Raw genomic sequence first — 24,012 nt, forward strand, 5'->3', positions numbered from 1 at the left:
GACTCCTCATTGTCAGTCCATCGATGTATAATCTATTGCTTGTCCGGGAGGGGCGCATCGACGCTGAAATCACGGCAGAATCCACTTCTTCCCTTCCGCGGCGATCCCTTCCAGGACGTGCAGGGTGTGGTGGAGGCCTGCGGCGTCCAGCGTTACATCGGATACCGCTCCGGGATCCTCGCCTTCCTGGATTTTCTCCCCTTCCGGGCCCATCACCTGGACGCGGATGTTCTGCCCGTTGACGAGCGCGAGCTCGAAGGTCCGTTCATTGTTGTCCGCCTGGCTCACGTGTACGGCCGCGATCGCCTCGAAGCGGAAGTTGGCCCGTTGCCGGACGTGAAATGTGCCTCGTTCGAAATCGAGGGTGACGGTGAGCTGGCGCACTCCATCTTGAGTGAGGACGAAGATGAGGATCTGGTATTTCAGGTAACGCCAGGGGCCGTTCACCACTTGCGCGCGTTTGTGGTTCGACGCGGCGGGCGTTTCGATGAAGGCGTGGGCGATGATGTTGCTCATGGTCAGCTTGTAGTGCTGCAGTGCCTCGTTCAGCAGCACTTTCCGGTCGCAGTCCAGCCACTCGGCCATTTCCCGGTCTTCCGGCTTGTCAGCCAGCTCCGCCTGCCATCGGATGAAGGCCTTCTTGCTGCCCTCCAGCACCCGCTCGCTTTCGAACTTGTCGGCCGCGGCCCGGCGGCGCTCCAGGGCGATGCGTAGCCAGGCGCGGGCGGCGATCCACCCGCCTGCCAGCGCGAGCAATGAGGAACGCGCCCCGCTCAGGGGACTGACCAGTACCGCACTGCCGGCCGCCCAGATCCCTCCGCCGAGGAGCACGGCGACCCCGAAGACCGCTGCGGCTTTGGCGGGCGTAGGTGTGGCGAGTTCCCTGCGGTAGCTCCACAGCGTGCCCTTCTCCCAGCGGCTCCTGACGCTACTGACCCGGTGACGGATCAGCCAGGTGATCTTCTCGACGCTGACGCTTGTCTCCCGGTACACCTCGACTATCTCGTCGCGGATGCTGCTGCGGATCCCCGCCGTCGCAGCCAGCCACATGTCGCGGCTCGCGCCCCGCGGTACGTACTTGGCGAAGTAGTAATCGAAACGTTGATCCACTTTGCTGGCGAAGCCGCCGGATGGAGCGCTCCTGCGCAGATGCGGCGTCGCGTACTCCTTGTCCTTGGTACGGAGTCGCACTGTCCGGAAGCGCCATTCCACAGCGTTGCGCGCGCCGAAATAGCCGCCGGCGATGCTGAGAAGGTAGAGGAGGAGGGCAGAGATCCGGCCTCCCTGCGCCAGCAGGTACCCGATGTGGATAGCCGCGGCGCCGAAAACCGCCGTCGCCGGCACGGCCTGGAGCCAGGTGGTGAAGGGAATCGTGGCCGACCGTGGTTCGCGCCTTCGAGGGCCGGCAGGATCCGGCTCGAAGAACTTCCAGACCCGCTTCTCTCGCTTGCCGGCCGTCTGCTCGCGCTCGGCCCGGATTATGGTGCGGTGCCACACCTGCTCTTTGAGTGACCCTCCCAAGAACAGTTCCATATGCCGCAGGATCATGGAGCGCTGAGCGTCGCCGAGTTCGTCGAACTCTTTGAACAGGAGGCGAAGATCCGCGTCCCGTTTCTCCGCGCACTCCAATAGACGGTGAATCATCTTCACGGCGTCCGCCCATGGGTCATCGCCGGTGAGCCGGAGCGTGTTCGGCGCGTTCCGCAGCTGGGCTGCCTCTTCCTTGGACAGTTCGAGCCGGGTCCTGCCGCTCATCAGAGCGAGCAGCCAGTAGAAGCAGACTCTGTTGGTGAGGTGCCGGGCCGCGACGGCTTCGCTGATGAGTTCCCATGCCCGTCCGGAGGCACCGATCTCGAGGAGGCGGACACCCGTCTCGAACTTCTCCGCCGGGGTGGCGTCCGGGGACGTCGTGTAGGTGTAGATGTCGCCGTGTACGACGCTCGCCTGGACTCCGACGTACGCGGAATCCCGGGCGATATTTGTTGCGGTGTCGTCGAACGTACTCATGACAGCCCCTGGGCTAAGGCGATGATGACCGCCAGCTCCCCGGCCAGCTCGGCTACGTCGCCGATGAGCCCGCGTACCTTCTTGAGCGCGAGCACCAACCTGCCTCGGTTTTGCGATGTATCCGTCTGCAGTGCCTCGTCGGCCACGTTCAGTTCGGCTTCCGCCGCCGCGTAGGTGTCCTCGTCCAGATGGCCGGCCATGCGCGTGCGCTGGAGTTGGGCGCGGAAGCCGGCGAGCGCCTCCGCGAGGTCGGTCGTCGGGGCGTTCGGCTTGAGGGTGACGCGGATACCGCCGTGCACGGTGCCGGCCTGGACTCCCACCCTCGCGTTCCCCTGTGCGATGTTCCGGGTCGTCTCGTGCATGGGCAAGCTCCTCGCCGTCTCCGCTGCCATGGGCTGGCCGCTGTTCTGCCTTTCGGCGGCCAGTTCTTCGGCCAGAACCGCGGCGAAAGCGGCCGCGTTGGCCACTGCTCGCGGCTGCCACTGCTCGCGGTCCGTGGTCTCCTTGGTGCCGTCGGCCCGGTCGCTGATGCCCCGTATCACGACGACCGGCAGCGCCCCGTTGAGGTGTCCGGCCTGCACCACACCCGCACCTTCCATCTCGATGGCCAGAGCGTCGTTGTAGTGGTCGCGGATCCACCGAGCGTGTGCGGAAAGTCGGGAATTCAGGACCACTTCGCCGGCGGCGATCGGCCCGAAGTGGACTTCCGGCGTACGGCCGCGAACAGGAAGATCACGTACCCACGAACCGGTACGCGCGATGTGCCGGGCGATCTGGTCGGCGGCGTGCGATGTCTCCCAGACGCGGGGGCGGCTCTTGAACCCGTCGTCCTCGCTTGTTCCACCGTGGAACGCGTAGACGTGCGTCGCCACGACCACATCTCCGAGGGAGATGTGGGAGTGCAGGGCGCCCGCCACGCCCACGAAGAGCAGGGCGGCCGGGGTGAACTCGGCGATCGCGCGTTCGGTCAGGACCGCCGCTGACTGATTGCCCTTGCCGACGTGCGCCAGCGCCACTCGGCACTGGCTGTCCACGAGACGGCCGACCTCGAAGCGGGTGCCTTGCTGGTGCCGGTGGACGCGCGGGTCGACCAGCTTCTCCCGGATCGCCTGGTATTCCAGGTCCAGTGCGGCGAGAATCACGATAGGTCGGTGGTTCACTACTGCTCCTCGGGTGTCAACAACTCGGTGGGACGGACCATCGGCGGATACAAGACCTTGCGCGGTCCTGCTTTGAACAGCCGTGCGGGCCGCCCGGTCGCGGACTTCCGCTCCGAACCGGCCGCGACGATGAATCCGTCGGTCTTCTGGACCTTCCGGTAGAAGTTCCTGGGGTCGAGCCGGATCCCCCATACCGCCTCGTACACCTCCTGAAGATCGGTGATCGTGAAGGTGGGCCCGCAGAAGGCCGTCGCGAGCGCGGAATGTTCGAGCTTGACGCGGGCGCGCTCCACACCGTCCGCCACGATCCGCCGATGGTCGAAGGCGAGCTCCAACTCTCCGGAAAGCACCCGATCGATCTCCTGCCATTCGGCGTTGGCGGCGTCCGTTCCGGCGGTCGGCTCGGGCAACCACGGAGCGATGGCCAGAAAGGCGACGGACACCACCCGGCCGCGCGGATCGCGACCTGGATCGCCGTATACGCCCAAGTGCTCCAGGGTGAGGGTCGCGACGTCCATGTCGGCCTCCTCCGACAGCTCTCGGTGAGCCGCGGCGGTGAGGCTCTCTTCGGGGTGCTGAAGGAAACCGCCCGGCAGCGCCAGCGCACCCTTGTACGGCTCGATCCCGCGCTCGACGAGCAGTATCTGCAGGCGTGACTCACGCAAGGTCAAGATCACCAAGTCGACGGCAAGTAGAACGACGGGAGGTGTCCATTGCTCATCGGTCATGCGGCGAGGCTAGCTTTTTGTCAGATTGACAAAAATGGGTGCGGCGGTGACAGACACCTATCCCTTGTCGTTGACCTCAGGCATCGGGATCGGTGCTCCCATGCGCGGAAGGCCAGCAGGGCTCGGTCTGCGGGTGTCCGCCTTGGACGCCCGCCTACTCCCATGCGCTTCAGAATTCGGCAGGAGAAAGGAGGGTGCTCGTCTGCCTGCCGCAGGTGAGTGCCACGTAGAGCAGTGCGCCTGCCGATAATGTCATTTGTCCAGGTCATAGCCATGGGCCATGGCGGAGCAGTCGTCAAGACCTAATGACTTCCGAGCAGCCCGGTCTCGACCAGAAGGTCACAGCTCGCGACAGGCTCACGTTTCAGCTCCCTGCCGCGTCTTCTTGGTGATGGAAGGAGCTGAGATGAGCGCACGACGCTACGCACCGGTGGTGAGCACGCTGGGCGACGTGACGTTGGTCGCCGACGGAGGCGAACTGGTGGGCTTGTATTTTCCGCACCACTGGAGTCGGCCGGATGCCTCGACCTTCGGCGAACAGGTCGACGCGTCCTCGGATCCGCTCCTGGCGCAGGCCGCCCATGAGCTGGACGAATATCTGGCTGGGCTGCGGCGCGAGTTCGCTGTGCCGCTGGCCGCTCGCGGTGACGAGTTCCAGGCCCGGGTGTGGGCGCTGCTGCGGCAGATTCCCTACGGGCGGACGACGACATACGGGGCGTTGGCCGAGCAGCTCGGCGACCGGCGCCTGGCGCAGAAAGTCGGGCAGGCGGTCGGGCGGAATCCGTTGTGCGTGTTCGTGGCCTGCCACCGGGTGATCGGAGCCGATGGGGCACTGACGGGATATGCCGGTGGGCTGGAACGCAAACGGCGGCTCCTGGAACTGGAGGAGCCCGAGGAAGCGCGGGCGGGGCGCCTGTTCTAGTGCCGTGACCGGCAAGGTTTGCCCGGACGGAGCGGTGGTCCAGGGTGGTGCATCGCAAGGCGGAGGAGGAGGCCGTAGCGGAGCCTACGGCCGACGACGACAACGCCGCGAGGTGCCGCCCTGGGCGACGCGACGGGGCAAAGATTGACGGGAGGGGCACTAGCAGGGCGCGACCGATTCGGCGATCACCAAGGAGTGGATCGAGAGCCGGAGCGCAATGCGGCAGGTCATCGGCGCCGCGGGCGAGTGCTACGCAACCTCCTGTGCCGCCGGGCGCGGGACGACGGGATTGATTCGCCGCCCTGATCTCACGTTCGGCGGGGTTGGGGCGTCTACAGGGTGATGACTATGAGAGCACCGTTTGAGCAGGCCGTGGAGCGGCATGGCGCGACTGTGTTGCGGGTCTGCCGTGCCGTGCTCGGCCCGGGCCCGGACGCGGATGATGCCTGGTCGGAGACGTTCCTGGCCGCGCTGCGCGCGTGGCCGGGGCTGGACGAGGATACGAACGTGCAGGCGTGGCTGGTACGGGTCGCGCACCGCAAGGCGATCGACATCACCCGAGCCCGAGCCCGGCACGCGATCCCCACCGACGAGCTGCCGGAGCAGGCCTCGACCGCCGACATCCCCGACGCGGAGGCCGTGGAGCTGTGGGGAGCGGTCCGGTCGTTGCCGGAGCGGCAACGTCTCGCGGTGGCGTACCACTACCTGGGTGGGCTGCCGCACACCGAGGCGGCGGAACTGATCGGCGGGACCCCGGAGGCGGTGCGCCGGGCCGCCGCGGATGGGGTCAAGACGCTACGGAAGAGATATCACGCGGGCGGGGCACAGGAAGGAGCACCCCGATGAACATCATCATCGACGATGTCGGCTGGGACGGCGAGGCCGGGGAGCCGGACGTGACCGCCCTGCTGCCCGTGCCGGAGACGCACCTCGCGGCCTTGCAGGCCCGCCTCGCGCAGGCGGCGTCCGACAGCGACCTGCTGGACGTGGCCTACCGCACTGTCGCCACTCCGGTCGGCGAGCTGCTGCTGGCCGCGACCGAGCGCGGCCTGGTCCGGGTCGCCTTCGAACGTGAGCGCTTCGACCAGGTCCTGGACACACTCGCGGCGAAGATCAGCCCGCGTGTCATGGCCGCCCCGAAGCGGCTGGACACCGTCGCGCGGGAGCTGGAGGAGTACTTCGCCGGCACCCGGCGTGCCTTCGACGTGCCGCTGGACTACGCCCTGTCGGCCGGGTTCCGGCAGACGGTGCAGCACTACCTGCCCCGCATCGGCTACGGGCACACCCTGACCTACAAGCAGGTCGCCGAGCAGGTGGGAAACCCGAAGGCCGTCCGCGCGGTCGGCACGGCGTGCGCGACCAACCCGCTGCCGGTCGTCGTGCCATGCCACCGGGTGCTGCGCACCGACGGGGGACTGGGTGGCTACATCGGCGGCCTGGACGCGAAGACCAGCCTGCTTACCTTGGAGAAGGCGGCATGACCACGATCAGCACGATGACGAAGACCTCGAAGGCGGCGGACACCCCGTCCACGGCCGGTTCGGACGTGTACGCGGAACGCGTCGCGTCCGGGGACTGGGAGGCGATCACCCAGGAGGTGAACGAGTACGGCGGCGCGCTGCTGCCGCAGCTGCTCACCCCTGAGGAGGCCGCCGGCATCCGCGCCCTGTACGACGACCAGGGCGGGGTGTTCCGTACCACGGTCGACATGGGCCGGCACCGCTTCGGCGAGGGCCAGTACCGGTACTTCAACACGCCTTACCCGGAGCCGATCGAACCGCTCAAACAGGCCCTCTACCCGCGGCTGCTGCCGATCGCCCGGGACTGGTGGGGCAAGCTTGGCCGGGATCAGGTCTGGCCGGACACGCTGGACGAGTGGCTCCAGATGTGCCACAAGGCGGGACAGACGAAGTCGACCGCGATCCTGTTGAAGTACGGGGAGAAGGACTGGAACGCGCTGCACCGCGACCTGTACGGGGATCTGGTGTTCCCTCTTCAGGTGGTCATCAATCTGAACAACCCGGGCGTGGACCACACCGGTGGGGAGTTCCTGCTGCTGGAGCAGCGTCCCCGCGCTCAGTCGCGTGGCACCGCGTTCCTGCTGCCCCAGGGCCACGGCTACGTGTTCACCACGCGCGACCGCCCGGTGGAGTCCGCGCGAGGCTGGTCGGCCGCGCCGGTGAGGCACGGTGTCTCGGCGATCCGATCCGGTGAGCGGCACACGCTCGCGCTCGTCTTCCACGACGCCGCATGACGGATCACGACACGAGCGGCACGGACAAGACCGGGGGAGCACCGGTCGGCGCCGGGAAGGTCTACACCCTCCTGGACGCCGACCGGCGCCCCTACTCCTCCGCCGTGCCCGGCAAGCTGGGCGGGCACAGCTGCTCGAAGGTCTACGGGCGCCTGAACTGCCCCGCCGCGCTGCGGGCGATAGCCAAGGGCATGTATGTGAAGCACCGGGTGTTCTTCGCCGACGAGGCCACCGCCATCGCCGCGGGTTATCGCCCCTGCGGCACCTGCCTACCCGAGAAATACCAGGCCTGGAAGCGGGAGCACCGATGAACACCGCGCTGGTATCGCCGCGACTTCCCGACGGCACGACCGCCGCATGGAGCCGGCACCGAGGTTCGTCCATGAGCGAGGACGAGCTGGCCGGGCTCGTCCGGATGGCGCGGGCGCGACGGGCGGCCACGGTCGCCGTCGGCACCGGCCGCGACCCGGCATCCGTGGACGCCGGGCGCCGCTTCGCCACCGCATGGAGGCAGGCGGGCGGCCAGGTGGTCGCGATGGTCGACTGGCCGGAGCAGGCGGCGTCCTGGTTGCGGCAGGCGCACCGGCTCACTCGCTCGGAGCCGGACCTGTGGGTGTTCGCCGGGACCCCGGTGGGGCTCGCCCAGATGACCCGCCGCCTCGTGTGGTCGACCCCCTGGACGCCGCGCCGTACCCTCGCTGCCCGCGCCGGCATCGACCAGACGGCGCGTCTGGCCGGGCTCGGCGTTCTCGACGGCCTCGCCGGCGCCGGTGAAGACGGGACCTTTTGGTGTATCCGCGACGGCCTGGCCACCACGATCACGTGGGCGGAGGCGGCCGCGCCGCGAGGCGGACGGAGGCACGCATGAGCACATTGTTCGGCGATGACCTTGTGGATCGCCCACGGCGGGAGCTCGCACCCGGGGCGGTGTGGGTGCCCGGCTGGCTGACGCTTGAGCAGCAGGCGTGGATCGTCGCCCGGTTCCACGAGTGGATCCGCGGCCCGGTGCCGTTGCGGGCGGCGATGGTCGGGGGGCACGAGATGAGCGTGAAGACGGTGTGCCTGGGCTGGCACTGGCGGCCCTACCAGTACACACGCGAGGCCGTGGACGTGAACGGCAACCGGGTGCTCGGCTTTCCCGACTGGATGGTTCGCCTGGGCCGCCGGGCACTGGTCGAGGCGACCGGCGACCCGCACGCCGGCGACGACTACACTCCCGATACCGCCCTGGTGAACTATTACGACGACACCGCCCGCATGGGCATGCACCAGGACAAGGACGAGCGCTCGCTCGCCCCGGTGGTGTCACTGTCCATCGGCGACACCTGCACCTTCCGCTTCGGCAACACCGAGAACCGGAACAAGCCCTACGAGGACATCGCCCTGGCCTCCGGCGACCTGTTCGTCTTCGGCGGGCCCTCACGGCTCGCCTACCACGGCATCCCCAAGGTCCATTCCCGCAGCGCCCCCGACGGGTGCGGTCTGGACACCGGGCGGATCAACATCACCATGCGCGTCACCGGCCTCGCCGGCTGACGGCCCGCATCGACTCGAGAACGAGGAACCCGCACGAGCATGACCGACGCACCCACCGCCGAACAGTCAGCCCTGGACGCCGCGCGGCCCGACCCTGGGGTGGTGATCGGCGAGGACGGCCTGCCTCGACCCGCCTGGGCGTCCGTCGACCCGCTGCTGCGCGACTACTACGACACCGAGTGGGGCATGCCCGTGCGCGACGAGCAGGGCATGTACGAGCGGATCAGCCTGGAGGCGTTCCAGGCCGGCCTGTCGTGGGCGACGATCCTGCGCAAGCGCCCCGCGTTCCGGGCCGCGTTCGACGGCTTCGCCCCCGACGTCGTCGCAGGGTACGGCGACTCGGACGTGGAGCGGCTGCTGGCCGACCCGGGCATCGTGCGCAACAGCGCGAAGATCCGCGCAGCGATCACGAACGCCCAGGCCACGATCCGCCTGCGCGACAAGGGAGGCCTGGCCGATTTCGTGTGGTCGTTCCAGCCCGATGTGACCCCCGAGCCGGTCACCTTCGATCAGATCCCCACCCGGTCGCCCGAGTCCGAGGCACTGTCCAAGGCGCTGCGCACCGAAGGCTTCGCGTTCGTCGGGCCGACCACCATGTTCGCGCTCATGGAAGCCATCGGCGTCATCGACACCCACCTCGTCGGCTCGCACCGTCGCGGCTCCTCCGGCGTCTGGCCGAAGTGACCGCCCTTCCCGTGTCCGCCCGAGGGGCCTGGGACATCCGCGTCGTCCCGGCCACGCTCACCGCCCATGCCATCCCCGGCATCGAGCACCGCGAGCCGGCCGGGCCCGGGGAAGCGCTCCTCCCTCGGCCCGGCCGGTCACGGCCGCCTCAGCGCTTGGCGACGGTGATCGTGAATTTGGCGCTGATGCCGCCCACGGACACCGTGACGACGACGGTTCCCGCACGGATCGCACGGAGTGAGCCGTCCCGCTCGACCTTGACCACACTGTGGTCGCTGCTGGTCATCTCCAGCCCGTCGGTCAGCGCGGGCGTTGAGCCGTCGGAATAGACGCCGGTCACGGTGAGGGTCTGGCGGTCGCCGGCGGTCACCGCCGCGGTCCCGGTCACCTTCAGATCCGTCAGGCGCTGCACGGTCACCGGTGAGTAGGTCACGACCCCGTCCTTGTCGGTGATCGACGCGTACCATCCCTCGCCCTCGGAGAGTCCGGTCAGGTGCTGGTTGACGACCGTGCCGCTGGCCACTCCGCTGAGCGCTGCCGCGGGTTTGCCGGGGACGGCGACCGCCGAGAACGTGTTGGTCACCAGTTGGCGCTTGGCCGGAATCAGGTTGACGGGCACCTCGCCGGTGTCGACGGACGGGGTGTAGGCGTTGTAGCGGTTGAGCGTCGGCGAGTACGTCGTGAACTTGACCGCGTTCTTGCCGAAGCTCAGCAGCCGGACGAACCCGTCGCCGTTGGAGGTGAAGAAGTTGTCGGTCGACTTCTGCTTGCGGCTGATGTTGACCGACTGGTAGTTGGCGAGCATCGCGGGAACCGTACGGTTCCCGACCTTCTGCATGGTGGTGACGACGCCCTCCACGTGGCCGCACAGCACCATCACCACGTTGGAGTTCGGGGTCACGATCTTGTCGTAGACGGTCTGGCCGACCGCCACGTTGTCCCCGAACTGGTCCTTGTAGAGCGAGCCGTCGAAGTCCAGGTACTCGTGCAGCGCGACGATCGCGTTGCGGTTCGGGTACTGCGCGAGCACCTTGTTCGCCCAGGCCACGGTCGCGTCGCCGCCCTCACGCCCCATCCCCAGGTAGAGGAAGACGAAGTCGTGGCCGCCGATCGTCACCAGGTCGTAGTGGCTGGTGTTGTCCGCCAGGCCGTCGCCCCACCAGGCGTTGTTCTTGTACCGGCTCTCGCCGAAGTACTTGACGTACTGGCTGTAGTCGCCGCAGGTCGAGGTGCCGCACGCGGCGTTGTGGTTGCCCACGTCGTGGTTGCCCGCGACCAAGCCGTACGGCACGCCCGCGTCATCGAGGATCTTGAAGGCGTCGTCGGCGACCTGCCAGTTGGACCGCCGCGTCTGGTCCTCGACGATGTCGCCGGTGTTGGTGAAGTAGGCGATCTTCTTGTCCTGGTACTGGCCGGCGAAGTAGTTCATGACGGCGCTGTACGTCGGGGCCAGGTCCTGGAAGTAGCTGTAATACTGCGGGTCGCTCAACCAGGCGACGGTGTCGCTGCCGTTGTCGACGAGCACCATCTCGGCTCGGGCCGTGATGACGCCCTTCTCCGCGTACCTGCCCGCGTTGACGACCGCCGAGGCCTGCAGGGAGGTCGTGCCGGTGCCCAGCTCGTCGTACTGGCGGGTGGCGGGGTTCAGCACCGACAGGCGGACCCGCTCACCCGTCGAGGAGGATCCGTTGTAGGAGAGCGCGACGTCGCCCTTGTACGCACCGGTGGACACCGTGAACTCGTGGTACGGGCGTGCGGTGCTGCCGGTCGTCTCGACCGTGGGCCCGAGTTCGGTGAGTCCCATCTGCTGGCTGGAGCTGAACGGGACCAGGCCCTCGTCGGTGTTCGCCCTGGCGGTAACCGGCAGCGGCTTCGCCGTGAACAAGTTGACGTCCAGCGCCGACGTGGTCGGTGAGGAGACCGAGAGGCTCGCGTTCACCTGGTGCTGCTTCTCCTGGACAGAGGAGGCCACGCTGTACACCGGCTGGTTGGCCATGCGCGCGGCACTGTTGTCGACCGTGATCTTCACGGTCGCCTTCTGCTCGCCGTGCGCGTACAGCTGGAAGGTGTGCGCCCCGTCGGTCAGCGTGGCGGTATCCAGCTCGTAGCTCTTGGACCGTACGACCGGAACGAGGTTGGCGGCGCTCACGTCGAAGACCACGCCCGCTGCCACCGGGATTCCGGCGGGCAGTCCGCTGCCCGCCGGGTATCCGTCGCCGACCGAGTAGACGGTCGTGTCGGCGTAGGGCTTGTCCACGGTCGTGTAGTCGGTGCTGCCGATCGCGACCGGCTTGTAGTACACGACCTTCGTCGGCGTGAGCACGGTGCCGTCCGGCATGGTGAGCCGCACCTGCTTGACGTTGAAGTCGTTGACGTTGGTGACGCCGTAGGGCGTCTCGTTCAGCTTGTAGTAGTCGCTCGCCGTGCCGGGGGTGATCGCGATCTCGTTCGTCCCGACCTTCAGGTCCGAGATCGCCACGTTCAGCGCGTCCGGTGTGGTCAGCCACGCGTTCGGGCTGGCGCTGTTTGTGGTGAAGCGCTGGGAGAACCGGCCGTTGACCAGCAGCGAGTCACCCGGGAAGTTCTTTGCGTCCAGCCCCATGTGCAGCAGCGAGAACGCCGCCGGGTCCGGGACGTCGGTGCCCGTCAGCGGCTTGCCGTCCAGCCTGACCTCCAGGCCGCCCGGCGTCTTCGCCTTGTAGGCGAACTTGACGTCGCCATTCAGCTTCGCGCCGTCCTTGATGTTGAGCTGGTAGTCCTTGTCGGGGTCGAACCCGTCATCGGCGCCGGTGGCGACGGTCAGCGGCATGTGGGCCGAAGGCCGCTCGGGCGGCGGCCCGTAGGTGGCGGTGTCGCCTGGCGCGTTGCCGGCGGCGAAGTAGATCCTGTTGAAGGTCACCGAAGTGTCGAGTTCGGTGACCGCGAAGACCGAGACGTCACTCAGGCTGATCTTGCCGTCCACGGCGATGCTGCTCAGCGCCGACGCCGCGTCCACCTTCACCTTGGCCGACAGCGGCACCTGGCTCTGCCGGGGGTAGCCGAAGGGAACCGCGATGTCCGAGCTCGCGCCGGCCGTGTTGGTGAAGTAGATGTTCCACGCGCTGGTGGTGACGTCAGGCGTGACGTCGATGTCGAGATAGAGGTACGGCGTCTCGCCCAGGTCGATGACGTCCGTGACCTTGGTGGCGATGCTGGGCCAGCCGACCATCGCGGTGCTGTTGACGACCCGGTTCCTCATGGTCACGCTGTCGCCGTGCCACGTCACATCGGCGCTGTCCGCCTTGGTCAGGGCCCAGGGCCGGGTGCGGTCAAGGATATTGTGGACCGTTCCTGTATCCGCGGCGGTCGCGGATGGGGGGGACGCTCCAAGTCCTGCGAACACGAGAGCCGCGATCAGCAGGACTACGGGACCGGCGGTGAACCGGTTGATGCCTTTCAACTACTGCTTCTTTCTCCGGGGTGATGAAGGCCAGCCTTCGGCTGAGAGGGTTCCAGGGCCACGTGAACACCGGCTGATCAGCAAACGAAGATCAAGCTGCGGTCAGGCGTGGGCAACAGCCCAGGCAGACCGGTGATCCATCTCCGGAAGAGGCGTCGCTGCTGGTCGAGAGCGAGCGCCTGGCCGATGAAGCCCGGGAAAGGATCTCGAGGTGGCCTGGGACGCCGCCGAGGCCGGTCTCAAGCCCCGCTCGCCGAGTGACTGGCACGCTCTGGACGGTGCGATCGACGGGGCGCTGACCGCGTTGCGGGCCGACTCCCCGAGCCAGGCGCGATGCGGCGCGGCGATGAGGACCCTTGAGAAGACCCTGAAACACCTGGAGGCCTGAGCCCGCACCTCGACGGCGCAAGCTACGATTGGCGCCTGTAGTAGACCCGGGGGTGGGAATGACCAAGCCGTCGCGAAGGTCAGGCAGGCGTCCCCCGGGCGTCCTGGAGCAGGAGATCCTGGACTGCCTGACCGAGGCCGGTCGACCGCTGACCCCCGGTGAGGTGCAAACCCGGCTAGGCGGCGAGCTCGCCTACACCACCGTCATGACCACCCTCGCCCGGCTGCACAAGCGAGGGCTGGCCGAGCGCGAGCCCGCCGGCCGCGCCTACGCCTACCGGGTGGCCTCCGACGCCGAGGCGGCGCAGTCGATCGCCGTGGCCACGCAGATGAGCCGCCTGCTCGGGAAGGGCGGCGACCGTGCCGGCGTTCTCGCTCACTTCGTCGCCGACCTCGATCCCGAGGACGAGCGGCTGCTCACCGAGCTGCTGCGCGGCCTCGAAGACGGTCGCCAGGGGCGGGGGAGTACCCGCCGGACAACGGGCGAGTGAGCGGTGGCGTGGCTGGTGTGGTCGCCGCTGGTGGCCAATCTCGTGCTCGGCCTTCTCGGCCCATGGATCACGCGAACCCTGCCGCCCGGGCTGGCCGTCCGGCTGGTCCCGATCACGATGGTGGTCGTGGCCATGGGCACGGGGACGGTGCTGACCACACTCGGATTCCTGTCATTCGCGCAGGTACCCGAGGTGGCGCGGCTCGGCAGCTGGTCCGCGAGCCGGCTCGGCGCCGAACAGCCGTGGCCGGTGACGGCCGAGGCGATGGCGGGGACATGCGCCGCACTGCTGCTCGCCGCGGGTTTCCACACGATGGCGCGGGTGGTTCGCGAGCTGGTCAGAGTCGCGGGTACGGCCCGGCGACTGGTACCGGGCCCCGACGGGGTGGTCATCCTTCCCGGTGCCGTGCCGGACGCCTACACGCTTCCAGCCCTACCCGGAACCCCCGCACGCGTTGTCGTGACGACCGCCATGCTGAGCGCTCTGGACGGTGAGGAAAGCCGTGTGCTGTTCGCCCACGAGGCAGCCCATGTCTCCGGCCGACACCACCTCTACGTCCAAGTGGCGCGCCTCGCCTCCGCGACCAACCCCCTCCTGCGCCCCACCGCCCGCGCGGTGCGGTTCGCGGTCGAGCGAGCCGCCGATGAAGCCGCGGCGCGCCGGCTCGGGAACCGCCGGCTGGTCGCCCGCGCGCTGGCCCGTGCGGCACTTGCCAAGGCGGCCGCGCTGCGCGCCGATGTCCTCGGCCAAGGATCCACCGGCACCGCCTCCGTCAGCCTGTCGGCCACCGGTGGACAGGTCGCCCAGCGTGCGGCCGCCCTGCTGGCACCGGCACCACGCCCGCGCCGCGCCATCGCCGTCGGACTGCTGGCACTGACCACCATCACCCTCCTGGGCTCCTCGGTGGCAGTGGACCAACTCGACGATCGGCTCGACCAAGCCGAGCTTCCCGCGCCAGTCCTGCCATCCTCCCCATACGGGAGTCCGCACACGATCGCATCCGTTCTGTCAGGCGGATGACACTCGAACGATCGACGCTGACCACGCGGTCCCGCGCGGTGCGCGCGTTCAGCCCGTGGCAGGACAATCCCTATGACGTCGTGATCTCCGTTGTGAAGCGGTACAGGGCACCGTCCTCGCAGGTTCAGCGCGTGATCACCCCGGGATGCGCGGCATCGAACCCGGCGAGCCCTTCAGGGGTGAGCCGCAGGTAGAGGCCGCCGGGAACGTCCAGCACCAGAGGCTTGCCCTTGCCATAGAGCACGATGGAGATGTCCAACGCGAGGTACGTGTTCTCGTGCTGCTCCTCCAGGAAGTTACGTTCGACGATGTTGGCGTTCCGCGAACCGGCTTCGTCCGCCGTCTTCGTGCTGCCTCCGATGCCGCCGAAAGCCTGATTCCCGTCGGTACTCGATCCGGCGGACCCGCCACCCCGAAGCGACCGGCCCCGGCCTTGCTCCTGGCCGTGTCCGCTCGTGCTCATGGTCTGCGCGTAGACGCGTTGCTTGACCAGCGCACCGGCGATCTCGTGGGCCCCGTTGACGTCGATCCCCACCCTGCCGATCCCTGGGAGCTCGTAGTCATGCGCGAGCAACTGCTCAAGATGGGCGCGCATGGTCCTTTCCTTGGTGGCCTCGGCCAGGGACATGCCGTCCGGGCGAGAGAGCTCGAATCCGCCCGGCCGGTCGGCCAGCGAGGGCACTTCCGCCCGGAGCTTCGGCGGTACCGCGGCCATCGGCGCCCATTCCTCCACCAGGGTGGCGGCGGGGAGCGCGACCTGGCTGACGTCTCCCTTGGGGACACCGTTCCCAAGCGTGGTGGACATGCTGTTGGGCCCCGCCGTCTCCGCCCATCGCGGGTCCGCGGCGACGACCGGCGTACGCGCCGTGACCGGGGTGCCTTGCGGCACCTCCGTGGTGAGGTGTCCCGGCACCAGGACGCCGAGTTCACCGTTCGCGGCCGCCCTGGACGTCGAGGTGACCCCGACATGCCTGTCGAAGAACCTCCCGGCTCCGTCGTGTCCGGTTACCTCGCCCACCTTGAGCAGCATGTTGCGGGTGGCGTTCTGCACGGGTTCCAGGACAGGGCGGACCGGGACGCGCTCAAGCGTGATCTCGTACGCGACCGGATGCCTGAACTCCTGCGGGGTTTCGCGTGTCTGGTACCGGTTGATCGCTTTCTCGTTCGTTCCGTGCGTGTCCGCGGTGTGGGAGTCGCGGTAGTTCGAGTACCCCGCTTCGATCCCCCTGACATCGTCCGAGGACTCCAGGTAGCGCGCGAGCAGTTCCGCGCCGCGGTCCGATCCCGCTTCGCGCACCTTCATGTCGCCACTGAGGCGTTCGCTGCGGAGCATGAGGCCGGTGTCCGGACGCTCACCGACGTGTACTCCGTCGCCGACCTCGGCCGTGACCCGGATACCCACGCGTTCGGTGACTCGGCCGTGTTCATCTGTGACGAACAACCAGGAGGACACTCCGTTTCCGCGGAGTTCCCCCAATCTCGTGCCGAGCGCATCCTGGCCGTAGTGGCCACGCAGGTGCTCGGCCACCGGGTGGTTCGTGAACTCCTGGTCCGGGAAGAGCAGCCTGTCGTCGCGGAGCATCTCGACGATCTTCGGGAGTACGCCGTGCGCGTCGAGATGCTGAACGGAGGCGGCGCTCATCGCCGCCTCGGGCGCGGCATAGGCGCGGGTCGTGTCCCCTGCCTGCTTGGCGGGCTCCACGGTCTCCGGGCCGTCCAATCCGTGACGGCGCGCCACCTCGTCCGGAAGGACGAGGTCCATGATCTTTTCTACCCGGACGTATGTGGTCGGGCCCCGTTCGACCGTTCGCCCGTCGGTTCTGGTCGGTGTCACCTCCACGACCAGGTCTGCGCGGTACCAGTGCGAGGGGTGCCCATCTGAGTAGGTGACCCGGGCCACGTCGCTGCCACCCAGGTAGGAGCTTTCCTGGGTCATCCGCTTCGTGGCGCCGTGCACACCCGCTCGTGCCACGAGCTTCCGCTCGGTTCCGCCCGCCGCCTCACCGTCGCCGAGGGCGACCCGCAGACCACTCCGGGCGTGCCCGCCCAGGTCCTGTCTGCTGCGCTCGCCATCCGTCATCCTCGAGTTACTGTTCGAGTAGCTTTCGTGCTCTACTCCGGTCTCCGACTTGACGTGCTTCATGTCGGCCACGTGGACCTTCACCTGCACATCGTGCCGCGATCCCCCTGAATCGGACACTGTGTAGTACAGGCCGTCAGGATGAGACGTGACCATGGTTTCCAGCTTGATCACATCAGTCGCGGTCTCGAACACATGCGGTACGTCCAGGCGCTCCGCCGGCGCCGGCAGTCCCGCCCATCTGGCGTAGGCCTCGGCCACCGCCCCGGGCAGGTCGGGCATGGCACCCAGACGGACGATGGCGGACAGCTCGTCCGCACGAGGCCGCCATACATCACCGGGCAGTTCGGTCGACGACCGCACGCGTCCCACATGTGCGACGTCCTGCGCGAGTACTGGCGACTTCGGCAGGTGGGCATTCGGTACGAGGAACTCCGCCTTGCTTCCGTGCACCTCCCACCGGGCGTTCGTCACCTCTGTGCCGTTTCGCGAGATCCTCATCCTGACGTCGAAGGAGAGATCTCGCGTAATGGTGAAGCCGCCACCGGTCTCCGTGCGGTCGTACCTCGTGTGACCAGCGGAGAAGCCGGCGCTCTCCGCCTTGGCGCCACTGCCGGCGAGAGAAAGGTTCACCGGGTCGATCTTGAGCCCGTCGTTCACCTCGACGCGCGCGACACCAAGCACCTCCCCATGGCCTGCGGCTGACGTCTCCCGCTGGCTGGTGCTGGTCTGCGACGTGATCCTGCGCTCGTTCACCTTCATCTCGGTCGAGCCGACCTCGTGCCGCCGGCCGAGAGCGCCCTCGGCCACGATCTCGAAGGTGTGGCCGCCGATCGTCTTCTCATATCTGATTCCGTGGAGAGCATGCGTCAGGTCGGCTTCCAGGGCCGGGCCGCCGAAGCGGCTCTCGACGTCCCGCATGATCTGCCGCCTGATCCCCGGCGGGAGGTCGGGCAGCGCCTGGTCGACAGCCTGGCGGATCTCCCCGCTGAGAAGCGTCTCCGAGTGGACGCGGACGCCGCTGCCCAGTCCGGTGCCCCGCCCGGCCGCGAGCGTCTCCGGCTCCAGCACGTGAGGGTCGTAGCCACCGTTCGGATGCTCACCCCTGGACGGATATTCGCCGAGCGGCTCGCTCCGCGCGTACTCCGCACGTACTTCGTCCATCTCCCGGTGGAGATCGGCGAGTCTCCGCCGGATGTCGTTGAATTCCCCGGGCGGCCGGAGGTCGCGCCCGAAGACGTCCCGCTCCATCCGGGGCGCGTCGCGAGCCGGTACGACCAGCTCGGCCTTCACCCCGACCTCGAACGTGCCCATCCTCTCGGTTTCGACCTGCAGCACCATGTGGGCGTCGTACATGGTGACGTCGTCGACCCTGGTCAAGACGGTGTGGTTGCCGTGTGACCGGTTGGTGGACGTCACATGGTCCGTTCCGAATCCGAACCCGCCAACGGCCTTGGCGGCGACCTCCGTCCCCTCTCCAAGGGCCAAGCCGATCTTGCCGCCCGCATTGACATTGACGCTCGCTCCCTGGCGATGCGCCGTCCCGTCGCTCTCGCGCCGCCCCATGTCGTCCCGGAACATCGTCTCGATCGGTGGCCGCGCGCTTCCGTCGATGGGCTCGATCCGCGTTATCCGGCCAGTGACCCTGACAGAGTCCTCCGCGGATCGTAGCGCGGAACTCTTGTACCGGACCGCCTCGGAGGCGGCCCCGCTCGACAGCATCGACTGGCTGCGGTTCTTCATTCCCTGTTCGCTGAGCACGGTGGACGTGAGGTGAGCAACTATCTTGACCACCTCACCCGCGGGCACGCCTGCCGACAACGCCCGACGCTGGACCTCCAGCACCAGAGGTGTGACGTCCATCCCGGTGATGGCGATTCCGTGATCACGGAACTTGTGCTCGGCTCCGATCGGGACCTCGTGGCGAGGGAGCGACGGTGGGTGGTCGGCGGACAGGAGCGGCCCTTCACGGGTGAACTGCCGGGGGAAGGGGAGGGTCATCGCCAGCTCGGAGACTGCCGCGGTTTCTGTGACCTTTGCACCGTTGCGGTAGACGTCGAGGGAGATTCCCGCGACGAAGTAGTCATGCGTCGGGGAAACAGCCTTGTGACCGCTGATGACCTCGATGCCGTTCGTGTGGGTCGTGCGCGACGTGTTGTTGATGCCCGTACGAGGCAGGGCGCTCGCCTCGGCCTCGTCCGGCGAGTGGTACAGCCCCTTCATCAGACCCGCGGTCCGATCCAGCGAGGAGGCCTGCGCGGACTTTCCTTCCACGCCGTCCCCGCCGAAAGCGACCGGCTTCTCGGGCGCCAGGCTCGGGTGCTCCACGTGCGTGAACTCGCTCGGCCTCAGCTTGAGGTAGATCACGGTGTCATTGACGCTGAGCGCGACGCCCCTTTGGAGGTGGTCTGTCCAGGTGTCGCGGTTGCCGTCGGAAAGCGCCTCCGCGAGCCACTCGCGGATCGCGCGTCGTTCCCGCGGGGTGACACCCGTGATGCCGTCGGTCAGAGCCCGAGCCGCCGCCGTCGCGTTTTCCGGGACCTTGACGTCGTGTACGGCCGTCTCGCCCAAGGCGCCGATCTCGACGGTGCGAGGTGGATGGATCACCGGCTTGGGCGACGTGTCAAGCTGCTTCCAGGTCGGCGAACCATCAGGCCGCAACACCGGCCCACTCACCGGATGCGCGGCATTCACCGCCTCCGACCGCGACCCCTCAGCCTGCTTCCACACCGGCGAACCATCAGGCCGGGACGACGCAGAGGCATACGCCGTCGGCTGCGGCGACTCCGTATAGGAGGCCAGGTGAGACGCGGGAACTTCGGTCTGTGGGACCAGCGTGTCAGGGCTCTTCCAGCCAGGCGACGTGATGGTCTCCTGGTTATGTCTCATCGCCGCCAGAGTCGCTTCGGCATTGGGCTCGGGCACGCCTTTGAGGCCGGCAGCCGGGTCGGACGAAGGACGTTCGGGCGGAGAGGCCGGGTGGGATGAGGGCGAACCGTCGGCGCGATGGAGCAGGGCCGCGGCCCCGTGCTGCCCGTCCGCACCGAGCGCACTGGACGTGATGCCCTTGGCCAACGTGTCCCAGCTGAAGTCCCCGTTGACCAACAAGCTTCCCGCGGTCGTGATCCCGCCGGTCACGGCAAACTGCGCGGCCTGCCCGTACAACGACGAAGAGGCCGCGGCCAGCAGTTTCTCCGCCATGGTCATCTCAGCCCTGGTCAGGCCGGCCCGCAGGGCCGACGTGGCCAGCCGGCTCAGCCCGCCGGAGAGCAGCCCCGTGAGCCCGCCCATGGCGGCACCGGTCAGCGCCGAGGTCGCGAGCTGCTGAAGGTCGATCTCGTCCCTGCGGCCCTTGATCATCTGCAGGGTCTGGACGCCCAGGTCCATGCCGGCCACAATCCCGGCGAAAATCGCCATGTTGCGCAGGCAATTCTTGGCGATCTGTGCAACCGTCATCCGGGCAAGCTGTACCCGCGCGGGGATGAGCGCCAGACTCGCCCCGCCACTGGCCAGGGCTGCGGCCAGCAGATACATCAGTTGTGCGACCAGCAGCCAGACGGTGATCTGGATCATGTACTTGGTGTACTGGATCTGCACCCCCACGCCGTTGAGCGCGACAGCGGTCCGCACGAGTCGCCTGACCACATCGGCGAGCTGACCGCCGGCAACCTTGTTGACGTGGGCGGCGAAGGCGAGATGGGCCTCCCCGTCCCAGTCGGCACCGATTTTGGTTGCGCTTCCTGGCTGGTCGGCCCCCGTGCCCTGGACGAGTCGGTGCGCGGCGGTTATGCAGGCGTCGGCCAACCGGAAGCAGCCGGCCTCGTCCCCTTCCGGCCAGTCCATGCCAACCACCCAGCCGACGTACGGCTTGGCGAAGTCGGGGATGAGGAACCCGTCGAAGCCCATGGACGATCAGCTGCGCTTGACGGGGGGATGCTCCACCGCCTCGTAGTTGCGAGCGCTGACGTTCAGGTTTGCGGCGACCCGCTCGAGCGCGTCGATGTGCGTCTTCAGGGCGGCAAAGATGCCGCCTTCCATTCCAGGCAGTTTCTTGGCCAGCTCGGCGCCGTACATGTCGTCGCCGAGCGTGCTCCTGTCCCGGTCGAAGGCGGCGCGGAGTTCGACACGAGCCTCCTCCGCGCTGTGCGCCAACTCGTCGTAGACCTTGGACTGTCGATGCAGCGCCCCCGGCTGCACGGAATAGCCGCTCACGGGGTCGGCTCCACGGGCTTGGGGAAGAACGCGTCGAGCATGACCTGCTCTCCGAAGGCCTCCTCGTACGGCACGCTCTCCGGCATAAGGGGCTGCAAGAGCTGCTTGCTCTGCTCAGAGACCGCGGCGGTGGCCTTGTTGACTTCCTGCATGATCACGTCGGCCAACTGCGAGGCGGACAGAGAGCGATAGACCCTGGGGTTCAGCTTGAGGCCGAGCAGCTGACCGTGGCGGCCAACGGTTACGCTCACCATCCCGTCCGCTGAACGCGCCGTGTGCTCCATGACGGAAAGCTCTCCGTACGCTTCGCGAACGCGGGTCATCTGCTGATTGATCTCGGCCGCGAGCTCCCTGATCCCCACCTCGAACGCATCCGCCACAAAGCTACCTTCCGTACGTCTAATACTAGATATGATCTTACGTTACCCTTTCCGCCCGGTTTCATACGATGTGCATCGTTTGCCGGAAGTTAACAAAGTTGTCACTGAGCACGCATGAGGTCGCAACCGATTGCCGTCGGAACTGTCCGCGCTAAATGGCCGGGCTCCGGGAGTCCTTCGGAGCTGATGTCGCGGGCGGTGCCTGCACAGATGCCGGGGGCGGTGAGGTAGGGCTGGCAGGCACAGCCGAGGGCGCCTTCGGGGCGGCCGGCGAAGCCGCCTGCTTGCCTGTACCTGAGAGCGAGAGAGGGAGACGGCCGTTGTGGAAGGGGCCGGCCGTCTTTCGCTTTTTGAGTCGGGGCGGATCTTTCTGGATTCTGACAGACGTGACTCCCGCCGGTCGGATACAAATGGCTGATGATCTTTACGGCGATGCGCAGAGGTCTCAGGCATGCCATGGTGGCGCTGTGTGGTGCCACGCTCGCGGGATGCGGTCTGATCGGCGGCGTCTTCGGGGACGGCATTCCCACGCCCAGGACGGCAGCTGATCTGGTGCTTCCATTGGACGCCTACGAACTCGGTCCCGTCGATCGCGCACAGGTGCTGCGCGCCCGGTTCGGATTGATTACGGAATGCCTGCGGCAGTACCGGATCGATTTCCAGGCGCCCGCCGTCGAACCGGCGACCTATCCGAAGAACGCCGGCTTGCTGGGATGGCTAGAGGATCTGCAGGTCGGACGGTACGGATATGCCGGGCCGCCTGGGTACGCGTCAAGGAAGGCAGAGGACGGTTTCGATTCGTACTCGGTCACGGATGAGCAGTTCAAGGTGCTGGTGGGAAGGGTCAAACGCTTCCACGGCAAGGCGGTGCCGTCTGGTGGGTGCGAAACCAAGGTCGACAGCGTGCTCAATCAGGGAGCTAGGGGCGTCCCCGCCGCCGAGATCGTGAAGAGGTTCAACCAGGACGAGCTCGGCATGCTGGTCTCCGAAGCGGCCGAAGCGGCCTGGCGGGACGAGCGTGTCGCGGCGGCCGAGCGGTCCTGGAGCGACTGCATGAAGCGGGCTGGCTTCGACTACCGGACCACGTCCGACGCGCTGGGCGACCCGCGCTGGGCGACGACCGCCGCGAACGACGAGATAAAACTGCCACGCGGCACACCGGAGGAGATCCGCACCGCGCTTGCGGACTCCGCGTGCCGCTGGGAGGTCGACTACTACGGCATACGTAAGGCGGTGTACACGGAGCACCAAGACAAGATCATCAGAGATCATCGTGGCCGGCTGAACACGATCAGGCTGCTCAACGAGGCTCGCCTCGCCAACGCCATGAAGGTGCTCAACGGTGAGATCACGGTTTCGTGGTAGGGCACGGACGTTGATCCCTGGCCGGGAACATCAGGATTGGGGCCATGCTCGGTGGGCGTTGGCGGCATCGCTGTGCGGGCACTGCTGCGGAAGGCGAGTGCTCCCTATGTGTGAGCGGTCTGAGCTTCCCCTCTTAGCGTGGAGACCGAACCGAGAGAGGTTTGGTCGTGGCAGGTACCACGAGGCGCCGCTTTGATCCGGAGTTTCGGGCTGGAGCGGTGCGCATCGTCAAGGAGACCGGCAAACCCGTCTCGCACGTCGCGCGGGACCTTGGTATCAACGAGTACACGCTGCACAACTGGGTGCAGATGGACCGGCACGCCAACGGGCAGGCCGGCGGTAACAGCGGCGGAGGCGGGACGCTGAAGGAGTCCGAAAGCGAGGAGCTGGCGCGGCTGCGGCGGGAGAAGGCCGAGCTGGTCAAGGAGCACGCTCGAGAGAAGGCGGCGTGGGAGAAGGAACGCGCTGAGCTGGAAGACGAGCGTGATGTTCTCAAGCGCTCCGTGGTCTTGTGGGTGAAAGAGGCGATGGGCCGGTGAGCGTGGCGGCCTTCATCTGCTCCCAGAAGACCGACCATGACATCGACCATGCCACCTCCTGCCGGGCGCTGGGGGTGTCGCAGTCGTGGTTCTACAAGTGGAAGAACCGCATCGGCCAGACCGCCTCGACGGCGCGTGAGCAGCGGCGGGCGCGCCTGGATGAGGAGATCAAGCGCCTGTTTGCGGCATCGGGCGGCACCTACGGCTCGCCTCGGATCACGCAGGACCTGCACGCCGAGGGCTGGAAGGTGTCGGAGAACACGGTCGCAGCCCGGATGGCTGAGCTCGGGCTGGCCGGCCGTCCGCCCAAGAAGCGCCGGTCGCTGACCCGGCAGGGCAAACGGCGAGCGGCGCCGGACCTGGTCGGCCGCACGTTCACCGCGGTAGCGCCGGACGTGCTGTGGGTCGGCGACGGCACCATGATCGACACCGATGAAGGGTCGCTGTACCTGGCCACGGTTGAGGACCTGTTCTCTCGTCGGCTGCTCGGCTACGCCATGTCCGAGCACCACGACGCGGCACTGACCGTCGCTTCACTCCAGATGGCGGTGGCCACCAGGGGCGGGAATGTGGACGGGGTGATTTTTCATTCCGACCGCGGGTCGGAGTACACCGCTGCCTGTTACCAGGTCGAATGCCGCAAGCACGGCGTCGTGCAGTCGATGGGCCGGGTGGGATGCGCTCTCGACAACGCCGCGGCCGAGGCGTTCAACAGCACGCTCAAGGTCGAGTACGTGTATCGGCAGCGCTTCCGGACGCGGGCCGAGGCTCGCGTGAAGATCGCAACCTGGATCAACGACTTCTACAA

21 protein-coding genes are annotated in these 24,012 nt (G+C 67.6%); 14 read left to right on the forward strand and 7 right to left on the reverse strand.

Annotated elements, in window-relative coordinates:
• Nucleotides 1–69: 69 nt before the first annotated feature.
• The 3 genes from AWQ71_RS38195 to AWQ71_RS38205 are packed head-to-tail and all read right to left on the reverse strand — an operon-like array spanning nt 70 to nt 3,832.
• Nucleotides 70–2,007 carry a hypothetical protein gene (locus AWQ71_RS38195; protein WP_067143799.1) on the reverse strand — a complete coding sequence of 646 codons (1,938 nt, stop codon included), beginning with the start codon at nt 2,005–2,007 and terminating at the stop codon, nt 70–72.
• Nucleotides 2,004–3,167 carry a 5'-methylthioadenosine/S-adenosylhomocysteine nucleosidase gene (locus tag AWQ71_RS38200; RefSeq protein ID WP_067143801.1) on the reverse strand — a complete coding sequence of 388 codons (1,164 nt, stop codon included), beginning with the start codon at nt 3,165–3,167 and terminating at the stop codon, nt 2,004–2,006. The genes AWQ71_RS38195 and AWQ71_RS38200 overlap by 4 nt, the downstream gene beginning before the upstream one ends.
• Nucleotides 3,167–3,832, reverse strand: coding sequence for an NUDIX hydrolase (locus tag AWQ71_RS38205; protein ID WP_369407240.1), 666 nt, complete (start codon nt 3,830–3,832; stop codon nt 3,167–3,169). The genes AWQ71_RS38200 and AWQ71_RS38205 overlap by 1 nt, the downstream gene beginning before the upstream one ends.
• A gap of 469 nt (nt 3,833–4,301) precedes the next feature.
• Between AWQ71_RS38205 and AWQ71_RS38210 the strand changes: the two genes are divergently transcribed.
• The 8 genes from AWQ71_RS38210 to AWQ71_RS38245 all read left to right on the forward strand — a co-directional run bounded on the left by AWQ71_RS38210 (nt 4,302) and on the right by AWQ71_RS38245 (nt 9,291).
• Nucleotides 4,302–4,817 carry a methylated-DNA--[protein]-cysteine S-methyltransferase gene (locus tag AWQ71_RS38210; protein ID WP_067143809.1) on the forward strand — a complete coding sequence of 172 codons (516 nt, stop codon included), beginning with the start codon at nt 4,302–4,304 and terminating at the stop codon, nt 4,815–4,817.
• Between the two features lie 348 nt (nt 4,818–5,165).
• Nucleotides 5,166–5,663, forward strand: coding sequence for an RNA polymerase sigma factor (locus tag AWQ71_RS38215; RefSeq protein ID WP_067143811.1), 498 nt, complete (start codon nt 5,166–5,168; stop codon nt 5,661–5,663).
• Nucleotides 5,660–6,298 (forward strand): methylated-DNA--[protein]-cysteine S-methyltransferase, encoded by a 639-nt coding sequence (locus tag AWQ71_RS38220; protein ID WP_067143812.1) that lies wholly within the window; start codon nt 5,660–5,662, stop codon nt 6,296–6,298. Before AWQ71_RS38215 ends, AWQ71_RS38220 begins: the two co-directional genes overlap by 4 nt.
• Complete coding sequence (locus AWQ71_RS38225) at nt 6,295–7,071, forward strand: 2OG-Fe(II) oxygenase (RefSeq protein ID WP_174550793.1); 777 nt, start codon at nt 6,295–6,297, stop codon at nt 7,069–7,071. Before AWQ71_RS38220 ends, AWQ71_RS38225 begins: the two co-directional genes overlap by 4 nt.
• A complete protein-coding gene (locus AWQ71_RS38230) occupies nt 7,068–7,382 on the forward strand; it encodes an Ada metal-binding domain-containing protein (protein WP_067143814.1) in 315 nt (104 codons plus the stop codon). The genes AWQ71_RS38225 and AWQ71_RS38230 overlap by 4 nt, the downstream gene beginning before the upstream one ends.
• Before the next feature lie 71 nt (nt 7,383–7,453).
• Entirely contained in the window at nt 7,454–7,939 is a 486-nt protein-coding gene (locus AWQ71_RS38235; RefSeq protein WP_169806729.1) for an ABC transporter substrate-binding protein, read from the forward strand.
• Entirely contained in the window at nt 7,936–8,607 is a 672-nt protein-coding gene (locus AWQ71_RS38240) for an alpha-ketoglutarate-dependent dioxygenase AlkB family protein (RefSeq protein ID WP_067143842.1), read from the forward strand. The genes AWQ71_RS38235 and AWQ71_RS38240 overlap by 4 nt, the downstream gene beginning before the upstream one ends.
• Before the next feature lie 39 nt (nt 8,608–8,646).
• Complete coding sequence (locus AWQ71_RS38245; RefSeq protein WP_067143817.1) at nt 8,647–9,291, forward strand: DNA-3-methyladenine glycosylase I; 645 nt, start codon at nt 8,647–8,649, stop codon at nt 9,289–9,291.
• 148 nt (nt 9,292–9,439) lie between these two features.
• Here the strand turns inward: AWQ71_RS38245 and AWQ71_RS38250 are convergent, their stop codons facing one another.
• Nucleotides 9,440–12,535, reverse strand: a complete 3,096-nt coding sequence (locus AWQ71_RS38250; protein ID WP_157570833.1) for a metallophosphoesterase — start codon at nt 12,533–12,535, stop codon at nt 9,440–9,442.
• 406 nt (nt 12,536–12,941) lie between these two features.
• Here AWQ71_RS38250 and AWQ71_RS38255 point away from each other — a divergent pair, with 406 nt between their 5' ends.
• From AWQ71_RS38255 to AWQ71_RS38265, 3 genes are read left to right on the forward strand one after another with little or no spacing between them, the layout of a single operon-like run.
• The gene (locus tag AWQ71_RS38255; protein ID WP_218002145.1) at nt 12,942–13,118 is read left to right on the forward strand and encodes a hypothetical protein; all 177 of its coding nucleotides are present in this window, start codon (nt 12,942–12,944) and stop codon (nt 13,116–13,118) included.
• Between the two features lie 58 nt (nt 13,119–13,176).
• The gene (locus AWQ71_RS38260; protein WP_067143821.1) at nt 13,177–13,608 is read left to right on the forward strand and encodes a BlaI/MecI/CopY family transcriptional regulator; all 432 of its coding nucleotides are present in this window, start codon (nt 13,177–13,179) and stop codon (nt 13,606–13,608) included.
• A 3-nt stretch (nt 13,609–13,611) separates the two neighbouring features.
• Nucleotides 13,612–14,628, forward strand: coding sequence for a M48 family metalloprotease (locus tag AWQ71_RS38265; RefSeq protein WP_067143823.1), 1,017 nt, complete (start codon nt 13,612–13,614; stop codon nt 14,626–14,628).
• Nucleotides 14,629–14,752: 124 nt separating this feature from the next.
• Here AWQ71_RS38265 and AWQ71_RS38270 read toward each other — a convergent pair whose 3' ends face one another.
• The 3 genes from AWQ71_RS38270 to AWQ71_RS38280 are packed head-to-tail and all read right to left on the reverse strand — an operon-like array spanning nt 14,753 to nt 21,300.
• Entirely contained in the window at nt 14,753–20,614 is a 5,862-nt protein-coding gene (locus AWQ71_RS38270; protein WP_067143826.1) for a WXG100-like domain-containing protein, read from the reverse strand.
• Between the two features lie 6 nt (nt 20,615–20,620).
• Complete coding sequence (locus AWQ71_RS38275; protein WP_067143828.1) at nt 20,621–20,920, reverse strand: hypothetical protein; 300 nt, start codon at nt 20,918–20,920, stop codon at nt 20,621–20,623.
• Entirely contained in the window at nt 20,917–21,300 is a 384-nt protein-coding gene (locus AWQ71_RS38280) for a YbaB/EbfC family nucleoid-associated protein (RefSeq protein WP_067143830.1), read from the reverse strand. The genes AWQ71_RS38275 and AWQ71_RS38280 overlap by 4 nt, the downstream gene beginning before the upstream one ends.
• 417 nt (nt 21,301–21,717) lie before the next feature.
• Between AWQ71_RS38280 and AWQ71_RS38285 the strand changes: the two genes are divergently transcribed.
• From AWQ71_RS38285 to AWQ71_RS38295, 3 genes are all read left to right on the forward strand, one after another.
• Complete coding sequence (locus AWQ71_RS38285) at nt 21,718–22,665, forward strand: hypothetical protein (protein ID WP_157570834.1); 948 nt, start codon at nt 21,718–21,720, stop codon at nt 22,663–22,665.
• A gap of 167 nt (nt 22,666–22,832) precedes the next feature.
• Nucleotides 22,833–23,204 carry a transposase gene (locus AWQ71_RS38290; protein ID WP_067136881.1) on the forward strand — a complete coding sequence of 124 codons (372 nt, stop codon included), beginning with the start codon at nt 22,833–22,835 and terminating at the stop codon, nt 23,202–23,204.
• Nucleotides 23,201–24,012: IS3 family transposase (locus AWQ71_RS38295; RefSeq protein ID WP_067143834.1), on the forward strand; the 812-nt coding region annotated here is incomplete at its 3' end. The genes AWQ71_RS38290 and AWQ71_RS38295, both read left to right, overlap by 4 nt.

The sequence above is a fragment of the Microtetraspora malaysiensis genome (genome assembly GCF_001528665.1).
In the GTDB taxonomy this organism is placed as follows: domain Bacteria; phylum Actinomycetota; class Actinomycetes; order Streptosporangiales; family Streptosporangiaceae; genus Microtetraspora_A; species Microtetraspora_A malaysiensis.

Excerpts from the sequence above, each read along its gene's own strand:
- AWQ71_RS38235 (WP_169806729.1), top strand. The coding sequence starts at position 7,454 with ATGAGCGAGGACGAGCTGGCCGGGCTCGTCCGGATGGCGCGGGCGCGA.
- AWQ71_RS38195 (WP_067143799.1), bottom strand. The coding sequence starts at position 2,007 with ATGAGTACGTTCGACGACACCGCAACAAATATCGCCCGGGATTCCGCG.
- AWQ71_RS38215 (WP_067143811.1), top strand. The coding sequence starts at position 5,166 with ATGAGAGCACCGTTTGAGCAGGCCGTGGAGCGGCATGGCGCGACTGTG.
- AWQ71_RS38285 (WP_157570834.1), top strand. The coding sequence starts at position 21,718 with ATGATCTTTACGGCGATGCGCAGAGGTCTCAGGCATGCCATGGTGGCG.
- AWQ71_RS38240 (WP_067143842.1), top strand. The coding sequence starts at position 7,936 with ATGAGCACATTGTTCGGCGATGACCTTGTGGATCGCCCACGGCGGGAG.
- AWQ71_RS38260 (WP_067143821.1), top strand. The coding sequence starts at position 13,177 with ATGACCAAGCCGTCGCGAAGGTCAGGCAGGCGTCCCCCGGGCGTCCTG.
- AWQ71_RS38220 (WP_067143812.1), top strand. The coding sequence starts at position 5,660 with ATGAACATCATCATCGACGATGTCGGCTGGGACGGCGAGGCCGGGGAG.
- AWQ71_RS38210 (WP_067143809.1), top strand. The coding sequence starts at position 4,302 with ATGAGCGCACGACGCTACGCACCGGTGGTGAGCACGCTGGGCGACGTG.
- AWQ71_RS38245 (WP_067143817.1), top strand. The coding sequence starts at position 8,647 with ATGACCGACGCACCCACCGCCGAACAGTCAGCCCTGGACGCCGCGCGG.
- AWQ71_RS38230 (WP_067143814.1), top strand. The coding sequence starts at position 7,068 with ATGACGGATCACGACACGAGCGGCACGGACAAGACCGGGGGAGCACCG.
- AWQ71_RS38270 (WP_067143826.1), bottom strand. The coding sequence starts at position 20,614 with ATGGGCTTCGACGGGTTCCTCATCCCCGACTTCGCCAAGCCGTACGTC.
- AWQ71_RS38225 (WP_174550793.1), top strand. The coding sequence starts at position 6,295 with ATGACCACGATCAGCACGATGACGAAGACCTCGAAGGCGGCGGACACC.